General features: G+C 75.5%; 13 protein-coding genes. 7 read left to right on the forward strand and 6 right to left on the reverse strand.

The annotated features are described in order from the left end of the window. The first annotated feature begins 129 nt into the window (after nt 1-129). From ACFYVJ_RS06525 to ACFYVJ_RS06535, 3 genes are all read left to right on the forward strand, one after another. Nucleotides 130-2,328 (forward strand): PQQ-binding-like beta-propeller repeat protein, encoded by a 2,199-nt coding sequence (locus ACFYVJ_RS06525; protein WP_388887142.1) that lies wholly within the window; start codon nt 130-132, stop codon nt 2,326-2,328. Further along, the gene (locus ACFYVJ_RS06530; RefSeq protein ID WP_388887144.1) at nt 2,315-3,682 is read left to right on the forward strand and encodes a serine/threonine-protein kinase; all 1,368 of its coding nucleotides are present in this window, start codon (nt 2,315-2,317) and stop codon (nt 3,680-3,682) included. Before ACFYVJ_RS06525 ends, ACFYVJ_RS06530 begins: the two co-directional genes overlap by 14 nt. A gap of 77 nt (nt 3,683-3,759) precedes the next feature. Next, nucleotides 3,760-4,548: a hypothetical protein gene (locus ACFYVJ_RS06535; protein ID WP_388887146.1), complete on the forward strand. Its 789-nt coding sequence runs from the start codon at nt 3,760-3,762 to the stop codon at nt 4,546-4,548. A gap of 22 nt (nt 4,549-4,570) precedes the next feature. Here ACFYVJ_RS06535 and ACFYVJ_RS06540 read toward each other — a convergent pair whose 3' ends face one another. The 3 genes from ACFYVJ_RS06540 to ACFYVJ_RS06550 all read right to left on the reverse strand — a co-directional run bounded on the left by ACFYVJ_RS06540 (nt 4,571) and on the right by ACFYVJ_RS06550 (nt 8,374). Further along, on the reverse strand, nt 4,571-5,350 hold the full coding sequence (locus tag ACFYVJ_RS06540) for an NPP1 family protein (RefSeq protein ID WP_388887148.1): 780 nt from the start codon (nt 5,348-5,350) through the stop codon (nt 4,571-4,573). Nucleotides 5,351-5,574: 224 nt separating this feature from the next. Next, entirely contained in the window at nt 5,575-5,976 is a 402-nt protein-coding gene (locus tag ACFYVJ_RS06545) for a GNAT family N-acetyltransferase (protein ID WP_388887150.1), read from the reverse strand. 103 nt (nt 5,977-6,079) lie between these two features. After that, a complete protein-coding gene (locus ACFYVJ_RS06550; RefSeq protein ID WP_388887152.1) occupies nt 6,080-8,374 on the reverse strand; it encodes an ATP-binding protein in 2,295 nt (764 codons plus the stop codon). Between the two features lie 188 nt (nt 8,375-8,562). Here ACFYVJ_RS06550 and murA point away from each other — a divergent pair, with 188 nt between their 5' ends. Next, on the forward strand, nt 8,563-9,870 hold the full coding sequence (gene murA / locus ACFYVJ_RS06555) for a UDP-N-acetylglucosamine 1-carboxyvinyltransferase (RefSeq protein ID WP_388887153.1): 1,308 nt from the start codon (nt 8,563-8,565) through the stop codon (nt 9,868-9,870). A gap of 137 nt (nt 9,871-10,007) precedes the next feature. Then, nucleotides 10,008-10,226: a hypothetical protein gene (locus ACFYVJ_RS06560; RefSeq protein WP_388887155.1), complete on the forward strand. Its 219-nt coding sequence runs from the start codon at nt 10,008-10,010 to the stop codon at nt 10,224-10,226. Here ACFYVJ_RS06560 and ACFYVJ_RS06565 read toward each other — a convergent pair. After that, a complete protein-coding gene (locus tag ACFYVJ_RS06565; protein ID WP_388887156.1) occupies nt 10,201-11,487 on the reverse strand; it encodes a low temperature requirement protein A in 1,287 nt (428 codons plus the stop codon). The two genes, ACFYVJ_RS06560 and ACFYVJ_RS06565, sit on opposite strands and share 26 nt — an antisense overlap. A gap of 274 nt (nt 11,488-11,761) precedes the next feature. Between ACFYVJ_RS06565 and ACFYVJ_RS06570 the strand changes: the two genes are divergently transcribed. Next, nucleotides 11,762-13,225 (forward strand): glycoside hydrolase family 47 protein, encoded by a 1,464-nt coding sequence (locus tag ACFYVJ_RS06570; protein ID WP_388887158.1) that lies wholly within the window; start codon nt 11,762-11,764, stop codon nt 13,223-13,225. A gap of 53 nt (nt 13,226-13,278) precedes the next feature. Here ACFYVJ_RS06570 and ACFYVJ_RS06575 read toward each other — a convergent pair whose 3' ends face one another. Both ACFYVJ_RS06575 and ACFYVJ_RS06580 read right to left on the reverse strand, forming a co-directional pair. Then, nucleotides 13,279-14,034, reverse strand: coding sequence for a C39 family peptidase (locus ACFYVJ_RS06575; RefSeq protein WP_388887160.1), 756 nt, complete (start codon nt 14,032-14,034; stop codon nt 13,279-13,281). A 61-nt stretch (nt 14,035-14,095) separates the two neighbouring features. Further along, a complete protein-coding gene (locus ACFYVJ_RS06580) occupies nt 14,096-15,088 on the reverse strand; it encodes an alpha/beta hydrolase (RefSeq protein WP_388887162.1) in 993 nt (330 codons plus the stop codon). 178 nt (nt 15,089-15,266) lie between these two features. Between ACFYVJ_RS06580 and ACFYVJ_RS06585 the strand changes: the two genes are divergently transcribed. Beyond that, nucleotides 15,267-16,250 carry an ArsR/SmtB family transcription factor gene (locus ACFYVJ_RS06585; RefSeq protein WP_388887164.1) on the forward strand — a complete coding sequence of 328 codons (984 nt, stop codon included), beginning with the start codon at nt 15,267-15,269 and terminating at the stop codon, nt 16,248-16,250. Nucleotides 16,251-16,252 lie beyond the last annotated feature (2 nt).

Genomic DNA, 16,252 nt, shown 5'->3' on the forward strand with positions numbered 1-16,252 from the left:
GGCATCGGCCGCACCCGCCGCAAGTCTGCCATCTGCGGATGAACGGAAGGCACCCGGTGGGCCTACGCTTCGGCTCGTCGGCACGGCACGGCGGTCCCGGCGCGGAGGGGTGCGGAGGGGAGGGGCGCGTTGGCGGAGCTGGAGCGCGGGGACCCGCGGCAGATCGGCGGCTACCGGGTGCTGGAGCGGCTCGGCGCCGGCGGAATGGGCGTCGTCTATCTCGGCCGTTCGCCCGCCGGGACGCTCGTCGCGGTCAAGGTCGTACGCCCCCGGCTGGTCGGCGACGGCCGCTACCGCGCCCGCTTCCGTCGCGAGGTCGCCGCCGCCCGCAGGGTCACCGGCGCGTACACCGCGCCGCTCGTCGACGCCGACCCGGACGCGGACCCGCCGTGGCTGGCGACCGCGTATCTGCCCGGGCTCTCGCTCGACGAGGCCGTCGGGACCTTCGGCGCGCTGCCCGCCGCCGTGGTGCGGCTGCTCGCCGCGGCGCTCGCGGAGGCGCTGGCGGGGATCCACGGCGCCGGTCTCGTGCACCGCGACTTCAAGCCCGGCAACATCATGCTCACGCCCGGCGGCCCGCGCGTCATCGACTTCGGCATCGCCCGCCCCGAGGACTCCGCGACCCTCACCCAGGACGGCGCGCTGCTCGGCACGCCCGGGTTCATGTCGCCGGAGCAGGCCGCCGGGGGCCGGGCCGGTCCGCCGGCCGACGTGTTCGCCCTCGGCTCGGTGCTCGCGTACGCGACGGCGGGCAGGGCGCCCTTCGACGCGGGCAACCGGGTCGACACGCTGCAGCGCATCCAGCGCGGGCAGGCCGACCTCGCGGGCGTGCAGGACCGCAGGCTGCGGACCGTCGTCGCGGCCTGCCTGCGCGCGGAGCCGCGCCGCCGGCCGGCCGCGGTGGCGCTGCTCGACCTGCTGGGGGAGCCCGCGGCGAGCGTGCACGGCACGCGCTGGCTGCCCGCCGCGCTCGCCGAGGAGATCGACGCCCGCGCGCCGTGGCCGGGAGGCGGGCCTGCCGGGGCGGTACGGCCCGGCGAGGCGACCGCGGACCCGTTCGCCGAGACGGCCGCGACCGGCACCGGCGAGGCGGGGGAGGCGTGGGACGCCGGCGAGGCGGGGCGGGGCGAATCCCGTGACGCTTCCGGTGGGGGCGTGCCGCGGCCCCGCCGCCGGGCCCTGCTCGTCGCGCTGACCGCCGCCGGTGTCGCCGGGGCCGGCGCCCTCGCCCGCCCGCTGCTGGACGCGTCCGGCGGCTCCCCGCCTGCCGGCGACCGCCGCCCGCGCGGGGACTCCGGCTCCCGGGCCGCGCCGCCCGCCGAGGCGGCGGAGGTCTGGCGGGTACGGGCCCGCTACCGCGGCGAGAGCACGACCGGGCTCCACGCCGCCGGCGGCGCGGTGTTCGCCCACGGCGGCGACAAGGGCGGCGTGCAGGCCCTCGATCCCCGTACCGGCGACGAGCTGTGGCGCCGCCGCTGGGGCGCCGGCCACGACGGGGAGTTCGCCGCCGGCGACGGCACCGCCTACCTCGTCGGTCCGCAGGGGGCCGAGAACCAGCGCGTCCTGGCCCTCGATCCCGCCTCGGGCGGCGAACGCTGGACGTACGGGGAGGAGTTCGGCATCGTCCACGCCGTGGCCGCCGCCGACGGCCTCACCTACCTCGGCACCGGAGGCGTCGTCGCCCTCGACAGCCGCAGCGGCGACGAGCGCTGGTCCGCGGGGACCACCGCCTTCTCCTTCACCACCGGCCCCGGCTTCGTGGTCGCCGACGACGGCGAGGAGGTCCACGTGCTCGACGCCGACGGCGGCGGGAAGCGGTGGAGCCACCCCGCCGAGAACTCCACCGCCGTACTCGCCGCGGACGGCCTCGTCTTCGTCTGCGACGCCTACCTCCGCCTCGCCGTCCTCGCCGCGGCGGACGGAGCCGTCGGCTGGGAGAGGGAACCGGAGTACCCCGGCACCGTCCACGCCGCCGGCGGCGGCATGCTCTACCTCACCGAGGACCGCGTGCTCCACGCGTGCCGCGCGGACACCGGAGACCTCCTCTGGCGGCTGCCGGGGGTGGAGTTCGCCGGCCTCGCCGGCGGTGCCGTGCACGTCTGGGGGAGCGTTGCCGCGGACGGCACCACGGGCGGCCGCCCGCGGCTGTACGCTCTGGACCCGGCCGACGGAGACGTCCTGTGGACGTACGGCGGCGCCGAGTACGTCCACGCCGTCGCCGCCGGCCCCGCCGGGCAGGTCTTCGCCGGCCTCCCGGACGGGTACGTACAGGCACTCAGACCCCCCACCGCACGCCGGCCGAACGGAGGCACGAGTGGAGCCCCTTGAGCACGACGACCCCCGCTCCCTGGGCGGACACCGCATCCTGGCGCGCGTGGGCGCCGGCGCCACGGCCGTGGTCTACCTCGGCCGCTCCCGCGGCGGGCGGCTGGTGGCCGTGAAGGTCGTGCACGCGGAACGGGCCCGGCGTCCCGAGGCGCGGGACCACTTCGTACGGGAGGTCGCCGCCACCGCCGCCGCGGGCGGCGTGCACAGCCCGCCGGTCGTCGCCGCCGACCCCGGCGGCCGGGTGCCGTGGATGGCGACGGAGTTCGTGCCGTCCGTATCGCTGCACGAGGCGGTGGAGCGGTTCGGGCCGCTGCCCGCCCACTCGGTACGCCGGCTGGCCGCCGGGCTCGCGGAGGCGCTGGTCGCGGTGCACCGCGCCGGGGTCGTCCACCGCGACGTCAAGCCCGCCAACGTGCTGCTCACCGCGGACGGGCCCAAGCTCGTCGACTTCGGCATCGCCGCCGCGGCCGAGCCCGCGGACCTCGCGGGCACCCCCGGCTTCATGTCGCCCGAGCAGGTCGCCGGCGCCGCGGCCGGACCGGCCACCGACGTGTACTCGCTGGGTTCCACCCTCGCCTACGCCTGCGCCCGCGGCGGCGCCGAGTCCGGCGACCCGCCGGGACCCGGGGACGACGCCGCCCTGCGCGCACTGATCGCCGACTGCCGCCGCCTGGAGCCGGCGGAACGCCCCACACCCGCCGCGCTCGGCGCCCGCCTCGCCGCGGCCGCGGAGCACGACGCCCCGCCGCCCGGCGCCGCCTGGCTGCCCGCGCCGGTCCTCGCGGCGATCGACGCGCACGCCGGCGAGGCGGCCAACCCGCCGCTCGCACCGGCCCGTTCCCCGCGCCGCCGGCTGCTCCTCGGCGGCGCCGCGGCCCTCGCGGCCGGGGCCGGCGCCGTCGCCCTGCTCAGCCTGCGCCAGGACGACCCGGAGCCCGGGGCGCGGGACAACGCCCGCCCCGCGGCGGAGGACTCCGCCCCGCCCGCCCGGAAACCCGAACCCGCCCCGCCGCCGCCCGAGCCGGTCCCGGTCGAGATCGCCCTGACCGGCGACGGACCCGTCGAGGAGATGACGTACGCCGTCAACCGTGAGCCCGTGACGCTCAAAGACGTCGCGCTGCCCTGGCGCAAGACCGTCGAGGTCCCCAGGGAGAAGGGCAAGGCCGCCTGGAGCATCGAGCTGTCCCACTACGGCGAGGTCACCTACGAGATCCACGTCGACGGCGCCAGGAGGATGTCGCAGCGCTCGCCGGCTCCCGGCATCCCCGCGGCCGTGCGCGGTCCCGGACCGTACAGCGTCGAGGCCGGCGGCGAGACCGCCTGGGGCGCCCCGCCGGCCGACTCGAAGGCGTAGTCTCCCGGGCTCGGGACCCCTCCGGGGCGGGCATGGTTACGGTGAGGCGCAGTTACCCGGAGAAGGGGGTACCCGTCATGGCGAGCAAGATCATTCTGCTGCCGAAGGAAGTCGGCAGCCTCAGCCGCGGGCTGCCGCCCGCCGACGTGCCGCCGCAGCCGGAGACGCTGTTCGTGCTCGGCGCGAACGGCGGGATGAGCGTGGCGCCGGACGCGGGCTTCACGGTGGTGTTCGGGCGCAACGAGCCGGACGTGCACGTCTGCGTCGGCGGCGGCGACCAGCACGTCAGCCGCCGGCAGGGGATCCTGACCCGCCAGTACGCGCGCTGGGTCCTGACCAACACCGGGAAGCGGCCGATCCGTTTCCCCGACTCCCGGCTCGTGCACCGCGGCGACCAGGCGTTCCTGCCCGCCGGCTACACGCCGCTGTTCGTCGTCTCACCCCGCCAGGACCACCTGCTGGAGGTGCGGATCTCCGCGGCCAGGCCCGGCGGTCTGGCCGGCGGCCCGACGGTGCAGGAGGAGTCGACCCTCAGCGACGAGCGCGAACTCGAGGACGACGAGCGGCTCGTGATCGTCTGCCTCGCCCAGCGCTACCTGCAGGGCGACCCGCAGCCGCAGCCGCTGACCTGGGCCCAGGTCGCGGACGAGCTGAAGCGGCGCGAACCGCACCGCAACTGGACGGAGAAGACCACCGCGCACGTCGTCTCGGGCCTGCGGCACAAGCTCAGCGGCAAGGGGGTGCACGGACTGCTGGCGAAGGAGGTGCCGCCGCCGGTGGGCAACGCGCTCAACCACAACCTCATCACCGACCTGCTGGAGACCGCGACGATCACGAAGAAGGACCTGTCGCTGCTGGGGTCGTGAACCCGCCGGGCCGGCGCGCGGGTTACGGCGCGCCGGGGTCGAACGGGATGCCCGCGGGGAGAGCCTTCTCCAGGTGGGAGACGAACGAGGAGTCCTTGAGGCCGAAGTTGGCGCTGCCGAAGTCCGTCGTGGAGAGCTTGTCGCGCAGCCCCGCGGGATAGCCGTTCCAGCCCACCAGGCCGGGGAACTGCCAGCCGCCCCGGTGGTTCTCCGGCGGCTCGTCGTTGCCGGTGGCGGGGCGGAAGGCGTGGGTGCCGATGCCGTCCTTGTGGTAGACGACCTTGGGATGGGTGCCGTCCCACCGGATCTGGTCGCGGGGGTACGTGTCGAAGTCGCCGTGGGCGGAGGTCGAGACGTACTGCGCCTGGTCGTTTTGGATCCAGACCACGACGTGCTCCCAGTCGTGCCGGTGCCCGAAGAGGCCGGTGCCCGGCAGGGCCTGGTCCTTCTCGAAGTACAGGCCGTAGACGACGGCGCACCAGCCGTTGTTGCACTTCGCGCGCGAGTAGCCGTTGGTGTTGTCCAGGTCCGCGGCGTCGCGGCAGCCGCCGTCGAGCGCACCGCCCGGCTCCAGCCCCGGGTTGACCGTGCCGTCCGGGCCGATGGCCGGGGTGGGGTAGCAGCCGTCGGTGTCGTAGTCGTACGCGGGCTGGAAGGTCTGCTCCAGGCCGTCCGCGCCGGCCGGCAGCGCCTGGGGCGGTGCGGCGGCCGCCGCGGAGGCGGCGTGCGGAAGGGCGACGACGAGCGCGAACGCGCCGCCCAGGACGGCGGATACGCGGCGGATCCGGCTGCTCGACCTCATGCGGCCTCCCCAGGCGGCTTCGTGGACCCCCGACGACCGCCATCCTCCGGCCGCGGCCACCGGCCGGGCAACGGCGCAAAGCCACCCATCGGCGACAGGTGACGCGGCGATCGGGCGAAGAGCCGGTGGCCGCGCGGTGGCGCCGCGCCGTCGCCGCGGTGCGCGCAGGCCAGCGGGTCGGTCGGGTCAGGGGCAGCGGGGCAGCGGGGCAGCGGGTCAGGGAGTCAGCGGGTCAGCGGGATGAGGCCCGCGGGCGTGGGCTCGAAGCCGCAGCCGTCGAAGTAGAACGCGCGCAACTCGTCGTCGAAGTCGACGTGCAGCCACTCGCACCCGGCCGCGCGGGCGCCGGCCACCGCCGCCGCGACCAGGGCGGCGCCGATGCCCTCGCGCCGCCGTGCCGCGGGCACGACGGTGTCGAGGACGAAGGCGTGCACGCCGCCGTCCCGGGCGACGTTGACGAAGCCGACGAGCGCCCCGCCGTCCCGGGCGCACACCCAGCCGAGGCTGTGCCGGTCCAGTTGCGCACGCCAGTCGATGTCCAGGACCCGGTGGTGGAAGCCTTCGGCGTGCAGGACGTTGACGTCGGCGTTGTCGAACTCGCCGCGCCACTCGTACGTGATCGTCATGGGCCGAGCGTACGGGCACGGGCGTCCGCCGGACGCGGGCCGGCGGCCGGGCTCCCGCCGGCCGGCGCCGTGCACCGGCCCCGGCGCCGCCGGGGAGCGGCCGCTACTCCAGGACGGCGGGGATCTCGCGGCGCGAGGTGATCCCCAGCTTGGCGAAGATGTGCTCCACGTGCGCGTCCGCCGTCCGCTTGGAGATCACCAGTTGCTCGGCGACCTCCCGGTTGGACAGCCCCTGCGCGACCAGCGCCGCCACCTCGCGCTCCCGCCGCGTGAGGGCGGGCGCCGCGGTCCTGCCGTCCGCCTCCGGCAGCGCCGCCGCGGGGCCCGCCGCCGCGCCGGGCGGCTCGTCCGCGTCCGCCCGTACCGCCGCGAGGACCGCCGCCCCCGGCATCCGCGCCCCGCGCCCGCGCCACCGGCCGAACTCCTCGGGGCCCAGCGCCTGAGCCACCGCCTTCTCCACCGACTCCTGCTCCTCCAGCAGCGACGGCAGCATGCTCACCGGGTCGCCGCTGAGGCGCCGGGTGTTCTCCGCATAGCCGAGCAGCCAGGCGGCTTTGACGTACCGCTCCTCGCGGGCGGCGTGGAAGGACAGCGCCAGGCACGCCAGCGCCACGATCAGCGCCTCGCCGATCTCGCCCGCCGCCTCCAGCCCCCGGTGCAGCGGCTCCAGGCTCGTCTCGTACTCCCCGGCGAGCCACTGGATGGCGCCCTTGACCACCAGCGTGGAGGCGAACAACTGCCGGTCGCCCGTGCCCTCCAGATACCCGAGGCCCGCCTCGCAGAGCCGCAGCGCCTCACCGGTGTCGCCCAGCACGGCGCGCAGCAGCGCCTCCTCGTAGTGGACGACGCCCATCCCCAGACCGTCCCGGGCCGCCACGATTCGCTGCCGCGCCTCCGCCAGCGCCGCCAGGCCCTCGTCGACCTCGCCGCCCAGCGCCGTCAGCGCCCCCAGATACGCGTCGGCGAACCGGCCGACGCGCTCCGTCCCCGCCTCCGCCGCGGCGTCCCGCGCCAGCGGGAAGCGCTCCGCCGCCGTGGGCAGGTCGGCCGTCCAGATCCCGAAGATCCCGGTCATCAGCAGGCCCCAGGCCCGCTCCTCGCAGACCGCGGGGGCCAGGTCGAGCCCCTTGTCGATCCAGTGCCGGCCCTCGGACAGGGTGCCGGCGGCGCGCCAGTACGGCGCGAGCTGCGCCGCCAGCCACAGGCCGTCGCGGGCCCGCTCGGGGGAGTCGTACGCGTAGGCCATGGCCACCCGGAGGTCGGCGATCCGGTCCCGTACCGCCGCGTGCAGCCCGAGCTGCGCGGGGGTCAGCAACTCGTCCCAGAAGCGCTGCCCCAGCTCCCGCATGGACGCCAGGTGCCGCTCGCGCACGGCCTCGACGTCGCCGGCGCGAGCCAGCCAGTCGGCGCCGTACTCGCGGATGGAGTCCAGCAGCCGGTAACGGTCGCCGTCCTCGCCGGTGCGCTGGACCACGGACTTGTCGACGAGCCCGATCAGCGCGGGCAGCACGTCCTCGCGCGCCAGCTTGCCGCCCGCGCACACCCGCTCCACGGCCGAGACGTCGAAGGAGCCGGCGAAGACCGACAGCCGGGCCCACAGCAGCCGCTCGTGCGCGGTGCACAGCTCGTGCGACCAGCCGATGGCGGTACGGAGCGTCTGGTGCCGGGTGTGCGCGGTGCGGCGGCCGCCGGTCAGCACCTCGAAGCGGCGGTCGAGCCGGCTGGCCAGCTCCGCGAGCGGCACCGCCCGCAGCCGTACCGCGGCCAGCTCCAGCGCCAGCGGCATCCCGTCGAGCCGGCCGACGAGCGCGAGCAACTGCTCGCGGTTGGCGTCGGTGACCGCGAAGCCCGGCACCACGGACGCCGCGCGCTGCACGAACAGCTCCAGCGAGTCGGCGGGATCCAGCGGCGCTATCGTCAGGCAGCGCTCGCCCGGCACGTCCAGCGGCTGCCGGCTGGTGGCCAGCACGCTGGCGCCGGGTGCCTCGCGCAGCAGCACGTCGGAGAGCATCGCGCAGGCGTCCAGCAGGTGCTCGCAGGTGTCGAGGACGATCAGCAGCCGGCGCTCGCGCAGATGCGCCACCATCGCGTCCAGCGTGCCCATCCCGGGCTGCTCCGGCAGCTCCAGCACCGCGGCGAGCGAGGTGAGCAGCAGCTCGGGATCCCGCAGCCCGGACAGCTCCGCCAGCCACACCCCGTCGGGGAAGCGGGCGGTGAGCCCGGCGGCGGCGCGTATCGCCGTACGGCTCTTGCCGACCCCGCCCGGGCCGGCCAGCGTGACGAGCCGCGAGCGCGCCAACTCGGCGCGGATCAGGGCGATCTCCTCCGTCCTGCCGACGAAGCCGGTGAGCTCCACGGGGAGTTCTCCGCCGCGCCGCTGGCCGAAGCCGAATCCCATGGCACCCCCGGGGCAGTCCGTCCACGTCGTGGTCGCGAGACCACCACAGCGTACGCAGATAACTGCGCAGCGTGTAGGCCGTACGGCCACCCTCACCCGTTCGGGACGACCGCGTGCCCGGGAGCTGGTAAAGGGGCCCGTGCGGGGCCGGGGGAGAGGGCCCGGCGGCGCGGTCGTAGGCTGCACGGGTGACTGAGAAGCTGTGGCAGATCGAGCCGTCCGGACCGCTCCGCGGTGACGTCACCGTGCGCGGGGCGAAGAACGCGGTCAGCAAGCACATGGTGGCCGGGATGCTCGGCTCGGGGCCGAGCACCATACGCAACGCGCCCGATGTCGGCGAAGTCGGCATCACCGCCCGGATGCTGGAGCACGTGGGCATGAAGGTCGAGCGCACCGACGGCGAGGTCACCGTCGTGCCGGCGCCGGTGACCGACCCGAGCGTCGACAAGGCGTTCACCGGGCTCAACCGGATCCCGATCCTGCTGCTCGGGCCGCTGCTGCACCTGACCGGCGAGGCGTTCGTGCCGATGGTCGGCGGCGACCCCATCGGCCGCCGGCCCGTCGACTTCCACCTGGACGCGCTGCGCCGCTTCGGCGCCGAGGTCGAACTGGCCGAGGACGGCATCCACGCCCGTGCCGCCCGGCTGCGCGGCACCCGCGTCGACCTGCCGTACCCCAGCGTCGGCGCCACCGAGACGGTGCTGCTGACCGCCGTACGGGCCGAGGGCCGCACCGTCATCCGCAACGCGGCGACCGAGCCGGAGATCGTCGAGCTGGCGCTCTTCCTGCAGCGCATGGGCGCGCGGATCTCGCTCTACCCGGACCGCCGCATCGTCGTCGAGGGCGTCGACGCGCTCGGCGGCGCCACCACGCGGCTCGGCGGCGACCGGATCGAGGCGTTCTCCTACCTGGTCGCCGGGCTGGTCACCGGGGGAGAGGTGCGGGTGCACGGCTGCCCGCAGGACCGGCTGGTGACGCCGATCACCACGCTGGCGCGGATGGGCGCCCGGTTCGAGATCACCGACGAGTGGATCACCGCCTCGGCCCCGCGGCCGCTGCGCGCCGCGGCCGTGCAGACGGACACCCACCCGGGCTTCGCCACCGACTGGCAGACGCCGCTGATGGTGCTCTTCACGCAGGCCGAGGGGATGTCGGTGCTGCACGAGACGGTGTACGAGAACCGGCTGGCGTACGTCTCCGCGCTGCAGGGCATGGGCGCCGAGATCGAGGTCTACGACACCTGCCTGGGCGGCCCCGCCTGCCGCTACCACGACACGGGCGCGGTGCACTCCGCCGTCGTGCGCGGCGTCAGCGCCCTGCGCGGCGGTGACGTCACGATGCCCGACATCCGCGCCGGGTTCTCCGCCGTGCTGGCCGCGGCCGTCGCCACCGGCGGCTCGACGCTGCGCGGGGTGCACCACATCGAGCGCGGCTACCACCGGCCCGTCGAGCAGTTCCGCGCGCTCGGCCTGGAGCTGCGCAGCATCGAGGAGTAGCAGCCGCGAGGCGCGGGTGCGGCCGCGGGGGGCGGCGCACCGGGGGTGCGGGGTCCTGGCGTACGGTACCCGCGGCTCGCCGGGCGGGATGCCGGGTGCGGGTCGGGTGCGGGGACGGGAACCGGGAGGGGACGTACGTGGAGTGGTGGTGGGTGGCGGCCGCCGTGCTGCTGGGCGGGGCCGGGGTGGTGGCCGCGGGCTTCCGGCAGGCGGACGACTCGCCGCGGCGGCTGTCCGGGCGCTCGCAGCGCGCGGCGCGCGGCGTGTCCGTGGTGCTGATCGGCGTCGCGGTGTTCTTCGGGCTGCTGGTCGCGGTGGGCAGGTTTCTGCTCACGACGGGGAACGGCGGGCTCTGAGGGCCGCCAGCATCCGCTGCTGGTGCCGGTGGCCGACCGTCTCGTAGCCGACGACGGTGACGAACGGGGCGAGCATCACGACGAGCAGGCACACCGCGACCGGCGTTCCGGCGGCGGAGAGCAGCACCGCCGCGCCCAGCACGGCGAGCGTGAGCGAGATCAGCAGCACGTGGAAGCGGTCCCTGGCGGACAGCAGCAGGGTGTGCAGCGCGTAGACGACGAAGAGGTACAGGCCGACGGGCAGCGCGAGGGAGAGCACCACGGCCGTCTCGCCGACCGCCGCGTGGTGCTCGAGGTACAGCCCGGCCACGTGCAGCCCGGCGCCGGCGCCCGCGATGCCGGCGAAGACGGGGATGTGCCCGTAGCCGAAGAGGTACCCGCGGGCGCGGCGGTGCACCAGGATGTCGCCGAAGGGCGTGGTGAAGTACACCCACCACATGCCGAAGGTCAGCCCGACGCCGGCGACGACGACGGCCACGGCGTTCGTCGTCCACTCGGTGCCCTCCGGGCCGCCGAGAAGGCCGCCGGAGGACGCGACGGTGCCGACGACGCCCTCGCCGAGCGTAATGATCGCGAAGAGGCCGTACCGCTCGGCGACGTGGTGCGGGTGCCACGGCGTCCCGCCCGCACCGCCCTGGGTGAACACCGGCAGCAGCAGCTCCAGCGCCGTGAACACCACGTAGGCGACGATCACCAGCGCGAACGACAGCCGCGTGAACCCCACCACGAGCCAGCCGGCCTGGGCGATCACGGTCCAGCGGATGTTGGCCATGCACACGTCGTGGTACTCGGGTGACTCCCGGGCGGCCCGCCACCACTGCGCCACCATCGCGATCCGCATCACGACGTAGCCGATGACGATCGCGCGGATCTCCAGGTGGTGGCCCTTCTCGACGGAGTGGAACATCGCCGGCAGGCCGAGGGCGAAGATGACCACGCCGATCATCTGCAGCATCGTCAGCGACCGGAAGAGCCAGTCGTCGGTGCCGAACGCGGACGCGAACCAACTGAAGCTGATCCACGCGATGCTGATGGCGAACATCGCCAGCGTGAACGCCACCACCGCCCGCCAGGCGTGGTCGCCCGCGGACATCTCGGCGAGGAACGACGCGGCGGTGCCGACGGCGACCACGAACGTCAGGTCGAACAGCAGCTCCAGCGGGGTGACGGCCCGGCCACGCTCCCCGGGGTCCCGGCCCGTCATCGGCACCCGGCCGTGCGCCACCCGCCCGCCGCCCGGGGCGGCCGCGGAGTCGGTCATGGCGCGATGATGCCCCATCGGACGGCGCTCGCCGCGGGGGCTCGCGCGGAGTGCCGTGGGCGCGTACGCCCGCTGCCGTACGGGCTCGCGCGTCCGCCCGCTGCCGTACGGACCGCACCCGGCCGCACGGCCGGGTGCGTCCCGCGGGCAACGCGACACTCCGCGGGCACCATTGACACCGCCCCGAGCCCCGCTAGCCTCGATTCACGACCGCACGTGACAACGATGTCAGGCGCGTCGGGGGGCGCGTCCACACCGCGAAGGGGCAGCATCGATGGGCACCGCCGCACACCACCGCACCCCTCTCTCCCGCCGCCGGCTGCTGGCAGCCGCCGCCGCGACGTCCGCCGCCGGCGCCGGCGCGCTGGCGCAGGCCGCGCCCGCGCGGGCCGTGCCGGGACCCGCCGCGCACCCGGCGGCCGCCGTACGCGTACCCGCGGGGCCGCACGCCGCGCGCGAGATCCGCGCCGAGTTCCTGCACGCCTGGAACGGCTACCGCGCCGCCGCCTGGGGCCACGACGAGGTACGGCCCGTCTCCGGCACGTCGAGCGAGTTCTTCGCCGCGGGCCACCCCGTGGGCCTGTCCGTGATCGAGGCGCTGGACACCCTGTACGTGATGGAGCTGGACGACGACCTGACGGAGGCCGCCGACTGGCTGGAGCAGAACCTCGACTTCGACATCGACGCCGACTTCCACGTCTTCGAGGCCATCATCCGCGTCGTCGGCGGGCTGCTCGCCGGCCATCTCGTCACCGGCCGGCAGTCGCTGCTCGACCTCTGCGTCGACTTCACCGACCGGCTGCTGCCGGCGTTCACCAAGTCGCCCACCGGCATGCCGTACACCCGCGCCAACCTGCGCACCGGCGAGGTGCACGGCACCACCCCGCCGCTCGCCGAGATCGGCACGAACATCCTGGAGTTCGGGATGCTCTCGAAGCTCACCGGCGACGGCAAGTACTACGAGGCGGCCAAGCGCGCCTACCGCGCCGTGCTCGACCGGCGCTCCTCGCTCGACCTCCTCGGCACCCGGCTCGACGTCGAGACCGGCCGCTGGACCGACCCGACCGACCAGGGCCCCAACCCGCCCGTCGACTCCTTCTACGAGTATCTGTGGGGCGCCTGGGAGCTGTTCGGCGACCGCGACTGCCTGCGCTGGTGGCGGCTGCTCAACGGCGCCATGACCGAGCACCTGGTGGAGGAGTGGGACGGCCACGTCTGGTACCGCCAGGTCGACTTCGCCACCGGCGAGACCACCGGGCGCCGCCAGTCCGAACTGGCGTCGTTCTGGGGCGGCCTGGTCGCCAAGGGCGGCGACCGGAGCCTGGGCGAGCGCTACCACCGCTCGTGGGAGTCGGTCCTGCAGCGCTGGCCCGTGCTGCCCGAGGAGATCGACTACGGCACCATGACCCCGACCTCGCGCGGCAACCAGTTCCGGCCCGAGTACGTCAACGGCGCCTTCGACCTGTACTGGCTGACGAGGGACGACTTCTACCGGCGCACGGCGTGGCAGTACTTCGAGGGCATGAAGGCCCACGCCCGGGTGCCCGGCGGCTACACGATCCTGGAGGACGTGACGACCACGCCCATGCGCCAGGGCGACCTGTTCCCCGCGTATGCCTTCGCGGAGAACTTCAAGTACCTGTACCTGATGTTCGCGCGCACCCGCCGCTTCGACGGCGGCGACTACGTGCTGTCGACCGAGGGCAAGATCCTGCGCGGCCTGCCCCGCCGCCTCTGAGAGCCGCCGGGGCCCGCCCTCCCGCGGACGGGCCCCGGCGCACCCGGGGGGCGTCAGGCGGCGTAGCCCTTCGGCGGGATGAGCGTGGCGAGCTGGTCGAAGGAGAGCCAGTAGATCTGGTTGCCGCCGAAGGACGCCGGGTCGGCGATGAGGACGGTGCGCTGGGCGTCGTCGTAGCCGATCACCGTGAAGTAGTGGTAGATCGTCTGGTCCGGCGGGTAGCCGGGCGGCTGGTTGCCGGGCGGGGCGACGATGTTCGCGACGACGGGGTAGCCGTTGTCGACGTCGAGCACGACGTCGCGCCAGAGCAGGTCGCGCTGGGCCTGCGTGGGCGGGTCGTTCGGCATCTCCTTGGTCTCGTACCAGCCGGTGCCGAGGTTGGCGTTGAGCACGCCGGTGACCTGGCCGATGTGGTCGGTGCCGGCCTCCGTGGTGCCGAGCTGGGCGGCCAGCGCGCCCTGGCTGGGCGGGGCGATGCGCGCGGACAGCGCGATGCGGGTGGCGGCCGGGCCGCACCAGTAACCGGTCTCCTGGACCTGGTAGTCGACGTCGAGCGTACGGGCGGCCGCGGTCCGCTCGCCGTCGACGTGCAGCCGGGTGCCGGGGCGGTTCCGGCCGCTGACGACGGCGGTGCCGGAGGCGGTGCCGCGCTCCAGCACGGAGCCCACGGTGGGGCCGGGGCCCTGGACGGGTGCGGCGGTGGCCGGAGCCGCGAGCACGGCGCAGGCGGCGGTGGCCGCGAGCGCGGTGGCGATGGCCGTCGGGACGAGGCGGGAGCGGGGAGAGCGTGGCGTGCGGTGCTGACGCATCGGGTCTCCTGGAGTGGGGGGTCGTGGGGGTGGTGGGGGTCGTACGTACCGGATCCGGCCGCTACGCCTTGCGCAGCCGGGCGAGGATGCCGTCGAGGTCCTGGCGGAACATCTCCGGGCGGAAGACGTGCCCGCCGGGCTCCTCGCGCCACTCGTGCGGGATGCCGGCACCGGCGAGGGCGCCGCGGAACTCCCGCTGGCCGGCCAGGACCTGGGTCTCGTTGGCGGTGTCGAACCAGTTCACCGGGTCGGGGCTGGTGCCGGCGACCAGGAACACCCGCTTGTTGCGGTAACTGCCGAGCCGCTCCATCGGGTTGTCGGCGCTGACCCGCGCCTCGTTCCACAGCGGCGCGCCGTAGACCGTGCCGCCCGCCAGCTCCACGGCGGCCGACGACACGTTCGCCCAGTGCACCACGAGCCCGGCGTCCCGGCGCAGGCTCGCCGGGCCCGAGTGGGAGCTGACCGAGGCGAAGTGCCCGTAGTACTTGGCCGCGTACTTCAGCGCGCCGAAGCCGCCCATGGAGAACCCGCCGACCGCGCGCCCGTCGTACTCCGCGTACGTGCGGAAGTTGGCGTCGATCCACGGCAGCAACTGGGCGATGTGGAACGTCTCCCAGTTGCGCGCCCCGGCGTTGGACGAGACGGGGTTGGAGTACCAGCCGGCGTGGCCGCCGTCCGGCATCACGACGATGACGCGCCTGCCGGCGGTCAGCCCCCGGATGCCGAGCCGGTCGAACTGGATGAAGTCCGCGTCGGTGCCGCCGCCGTGCAGCAGGTAGAGCACCGGGTAGCGGAGCCCGCTGTCGTGGTAGCCGTCCGGGAGCAGGACGTTGACGCCCGGGTCCCAGCCGATCGCGTCGGTCGCGAAGCGGTAGTACCACATGCGCGGGTCGGACTCGTTGCGGTCCGTGATCCGCAGGCCGAAGCCGTCGTTCGCGGCGCCGGCGGGTGCCGCTGCGGCGAGGACGCCGGCGCCGCCGGCGGCCACCGCCGCCGTGAGGCCGCCCGCGGCCCTGAGCACGCGCCGGCGGGTGGGACGGGTCTCGCTCACCATGACCTCCTGGGCCGTGTCGATTCGTGGCGCCCGGCCGGGGTCCGCCGGCCCGGGCTCGTGCGCTCCCGTGTCAGGCCACGGATCGTAGGCGGCGGCTCGCGGCGCGGCGGGCGGGGCTTTTCCGGCTCGGTCGAAAAGCCCACGGTCGCCGCGGCGTTCGGGGGCCTAGCGTGCCGGGATGGCCGGCACGCTCCGCATCCACTTCGGCGACCGGGACTTCCGGCACGTGCAGTTGACCGGGACCGCCGACCCCATGTGGGAGGCGATCCTCGGGCTGCACGTGCTCAGCACGCCCCCGGCCGGACTGCCCGCCCGGCTGCGGCCGTGGCGGCGGCGCGCGGCGGCGCGGCTGCACGGCGGCGAACTGCGCGCCGCCTGCCGGCTGCTGCGCGACCTGGCGCCCGCCGACGCCGCGTACTTCCCCGACTTCCTCACCCCGGTCGAGTCCGAGGAGGGCCTGTCCGCGGCGCTGGAGACGCTGCTCGCCACGCCCGGCCGGCGGCTCGCCCGCGAGCTGCGCGAGGCCGCCAGGCACCGGCCGCTGCCCGCGTGGACCCGGCGGCTCGCGGCGGGGGACAGGGCGCAGCTCGGCCGGATCGCGGACGCCGTACGGCAGTTCCACGCGCGGCTCATCGTGCCGGAGTGGAGCGAGGTGGAGGCCACCATCGCCGCCGACCGCGAGTGGCGGACGGCCGCGCTGGACGGCGGGATGCCCGCGGTGCTGGGTACGCTGCGGCCCTTCCGGTGGCGCGGCGGGGTGCTCACCGCGCCGTACCCGGTCGACTACGACCTGCGGCTGCGCGGCCGGGGGGTACGGCTCATCCCGTCCTTCTTCTGCCACACCGCGCCGATCGCGATCGCCGACCCCAGCCTGCCGCCGGTCGTGGTCTACCCCGTACGCCGCCACCCGGCGGGCCCGGGCCCCGGGCGGCCGCCGCCCGCGCTCGCCGCGCTGCTCGGCACGGCCCGCGCCCGGGTGCTCGACGCGCTGGCCGCCACCGCCACCACCGGGTCGGTCGCCGCCCGCCTCGGCATGCCGGCGTCGACCGTCAGCGGCCATCTGACGGTGCTGCGCGGCGCCGGGCTGGTGCGCAGCGAGCGCGCGGGCGCGCACGTCGTGCACCGGCTGACCGGCCGCGGCCGGCACCTCCTCGGCCGCTGACC

The organism is Streptomyces sp. NPDC004134 (assembly GCF_042874195.1).
Classification (GTDB): domain Bacteria; phylum Actinomycetota; class Actinomycetes; order Streptomycetales; family Streptomycetaceae; genus Streptomyces.

Excerpts from the sequence above, each read along its gene's own strand:
- ACFYVJ_RS06535 (WP_388887146.1), top strand. The coding sequence starts at position 3,760 with ATGGCGAGCAAGATCATTCTGCTGCCGAAGGAAGTCGGCAGCCTCAGC.
- ACFYVJ_RS06540 (WP_388887148.1), bottom strand. The coding sequence starts at position 5,350 with ATGAGGTCGAGCAGCCGGATCCGCCGCGTATCCGCCGTCCTGGGCGGC.
- ACFYVJ_RS06545 (WP_388887150.1), bottom strand. The coding sequence starts at position 5,976 with ATGACGATCACGTACGAGTGGCGCGGCGAGTTCGACAACGCCGACGTC.
- ACFYVJ_RS06550 (WP_388887152.1), bottom strand. The coding sequence starts at position 8,374 with ATGGGATTCGGCTTCGGCCAGCGGCGCGGCGGAGAACTCCCCGTGGAG.
- ACFYVJ_RS06565 (WP_388887156.1), bottom strand. The coding sequence starts at position 11,487 with ATGACCGACTCCGCGGCCGCCCCGGGCGGCGGGCGGGTGGCGCACGGC.
- ACFYVJ_RS06570 (WP_388887158.1), top strand. The coding sequence starts at position 11,762 with ATGGGCACCGCCGCACACCACCGCACCCCTCTCTCCCGCCGCCGGCTG.
- ACFYVJ_RS06575 (WP_388887160.1), bottom strand. The coding sequence starts at position 14,034 with ATGCGTCAGCACCGCACGCCACGCTCTCCCCGCTCCCGCCTCGTCCCG.
- ACFYVJ_RS06580 (WP_388887162.1), bottom strand. The coding sequence starts at position 15,088 with ATGGTGAGCGAGACCCGTCCCACCCGCCGGCGCGTGCTCAGGGCCGCG.
- ACFYVJ_RS06585 (WP_388887164.1), top strand. The coding sequence starts at position 15,267 with ATGGCCGGCACGCTCCGCATCCACTTCGGCGACCGGGACTTCCGGCAC.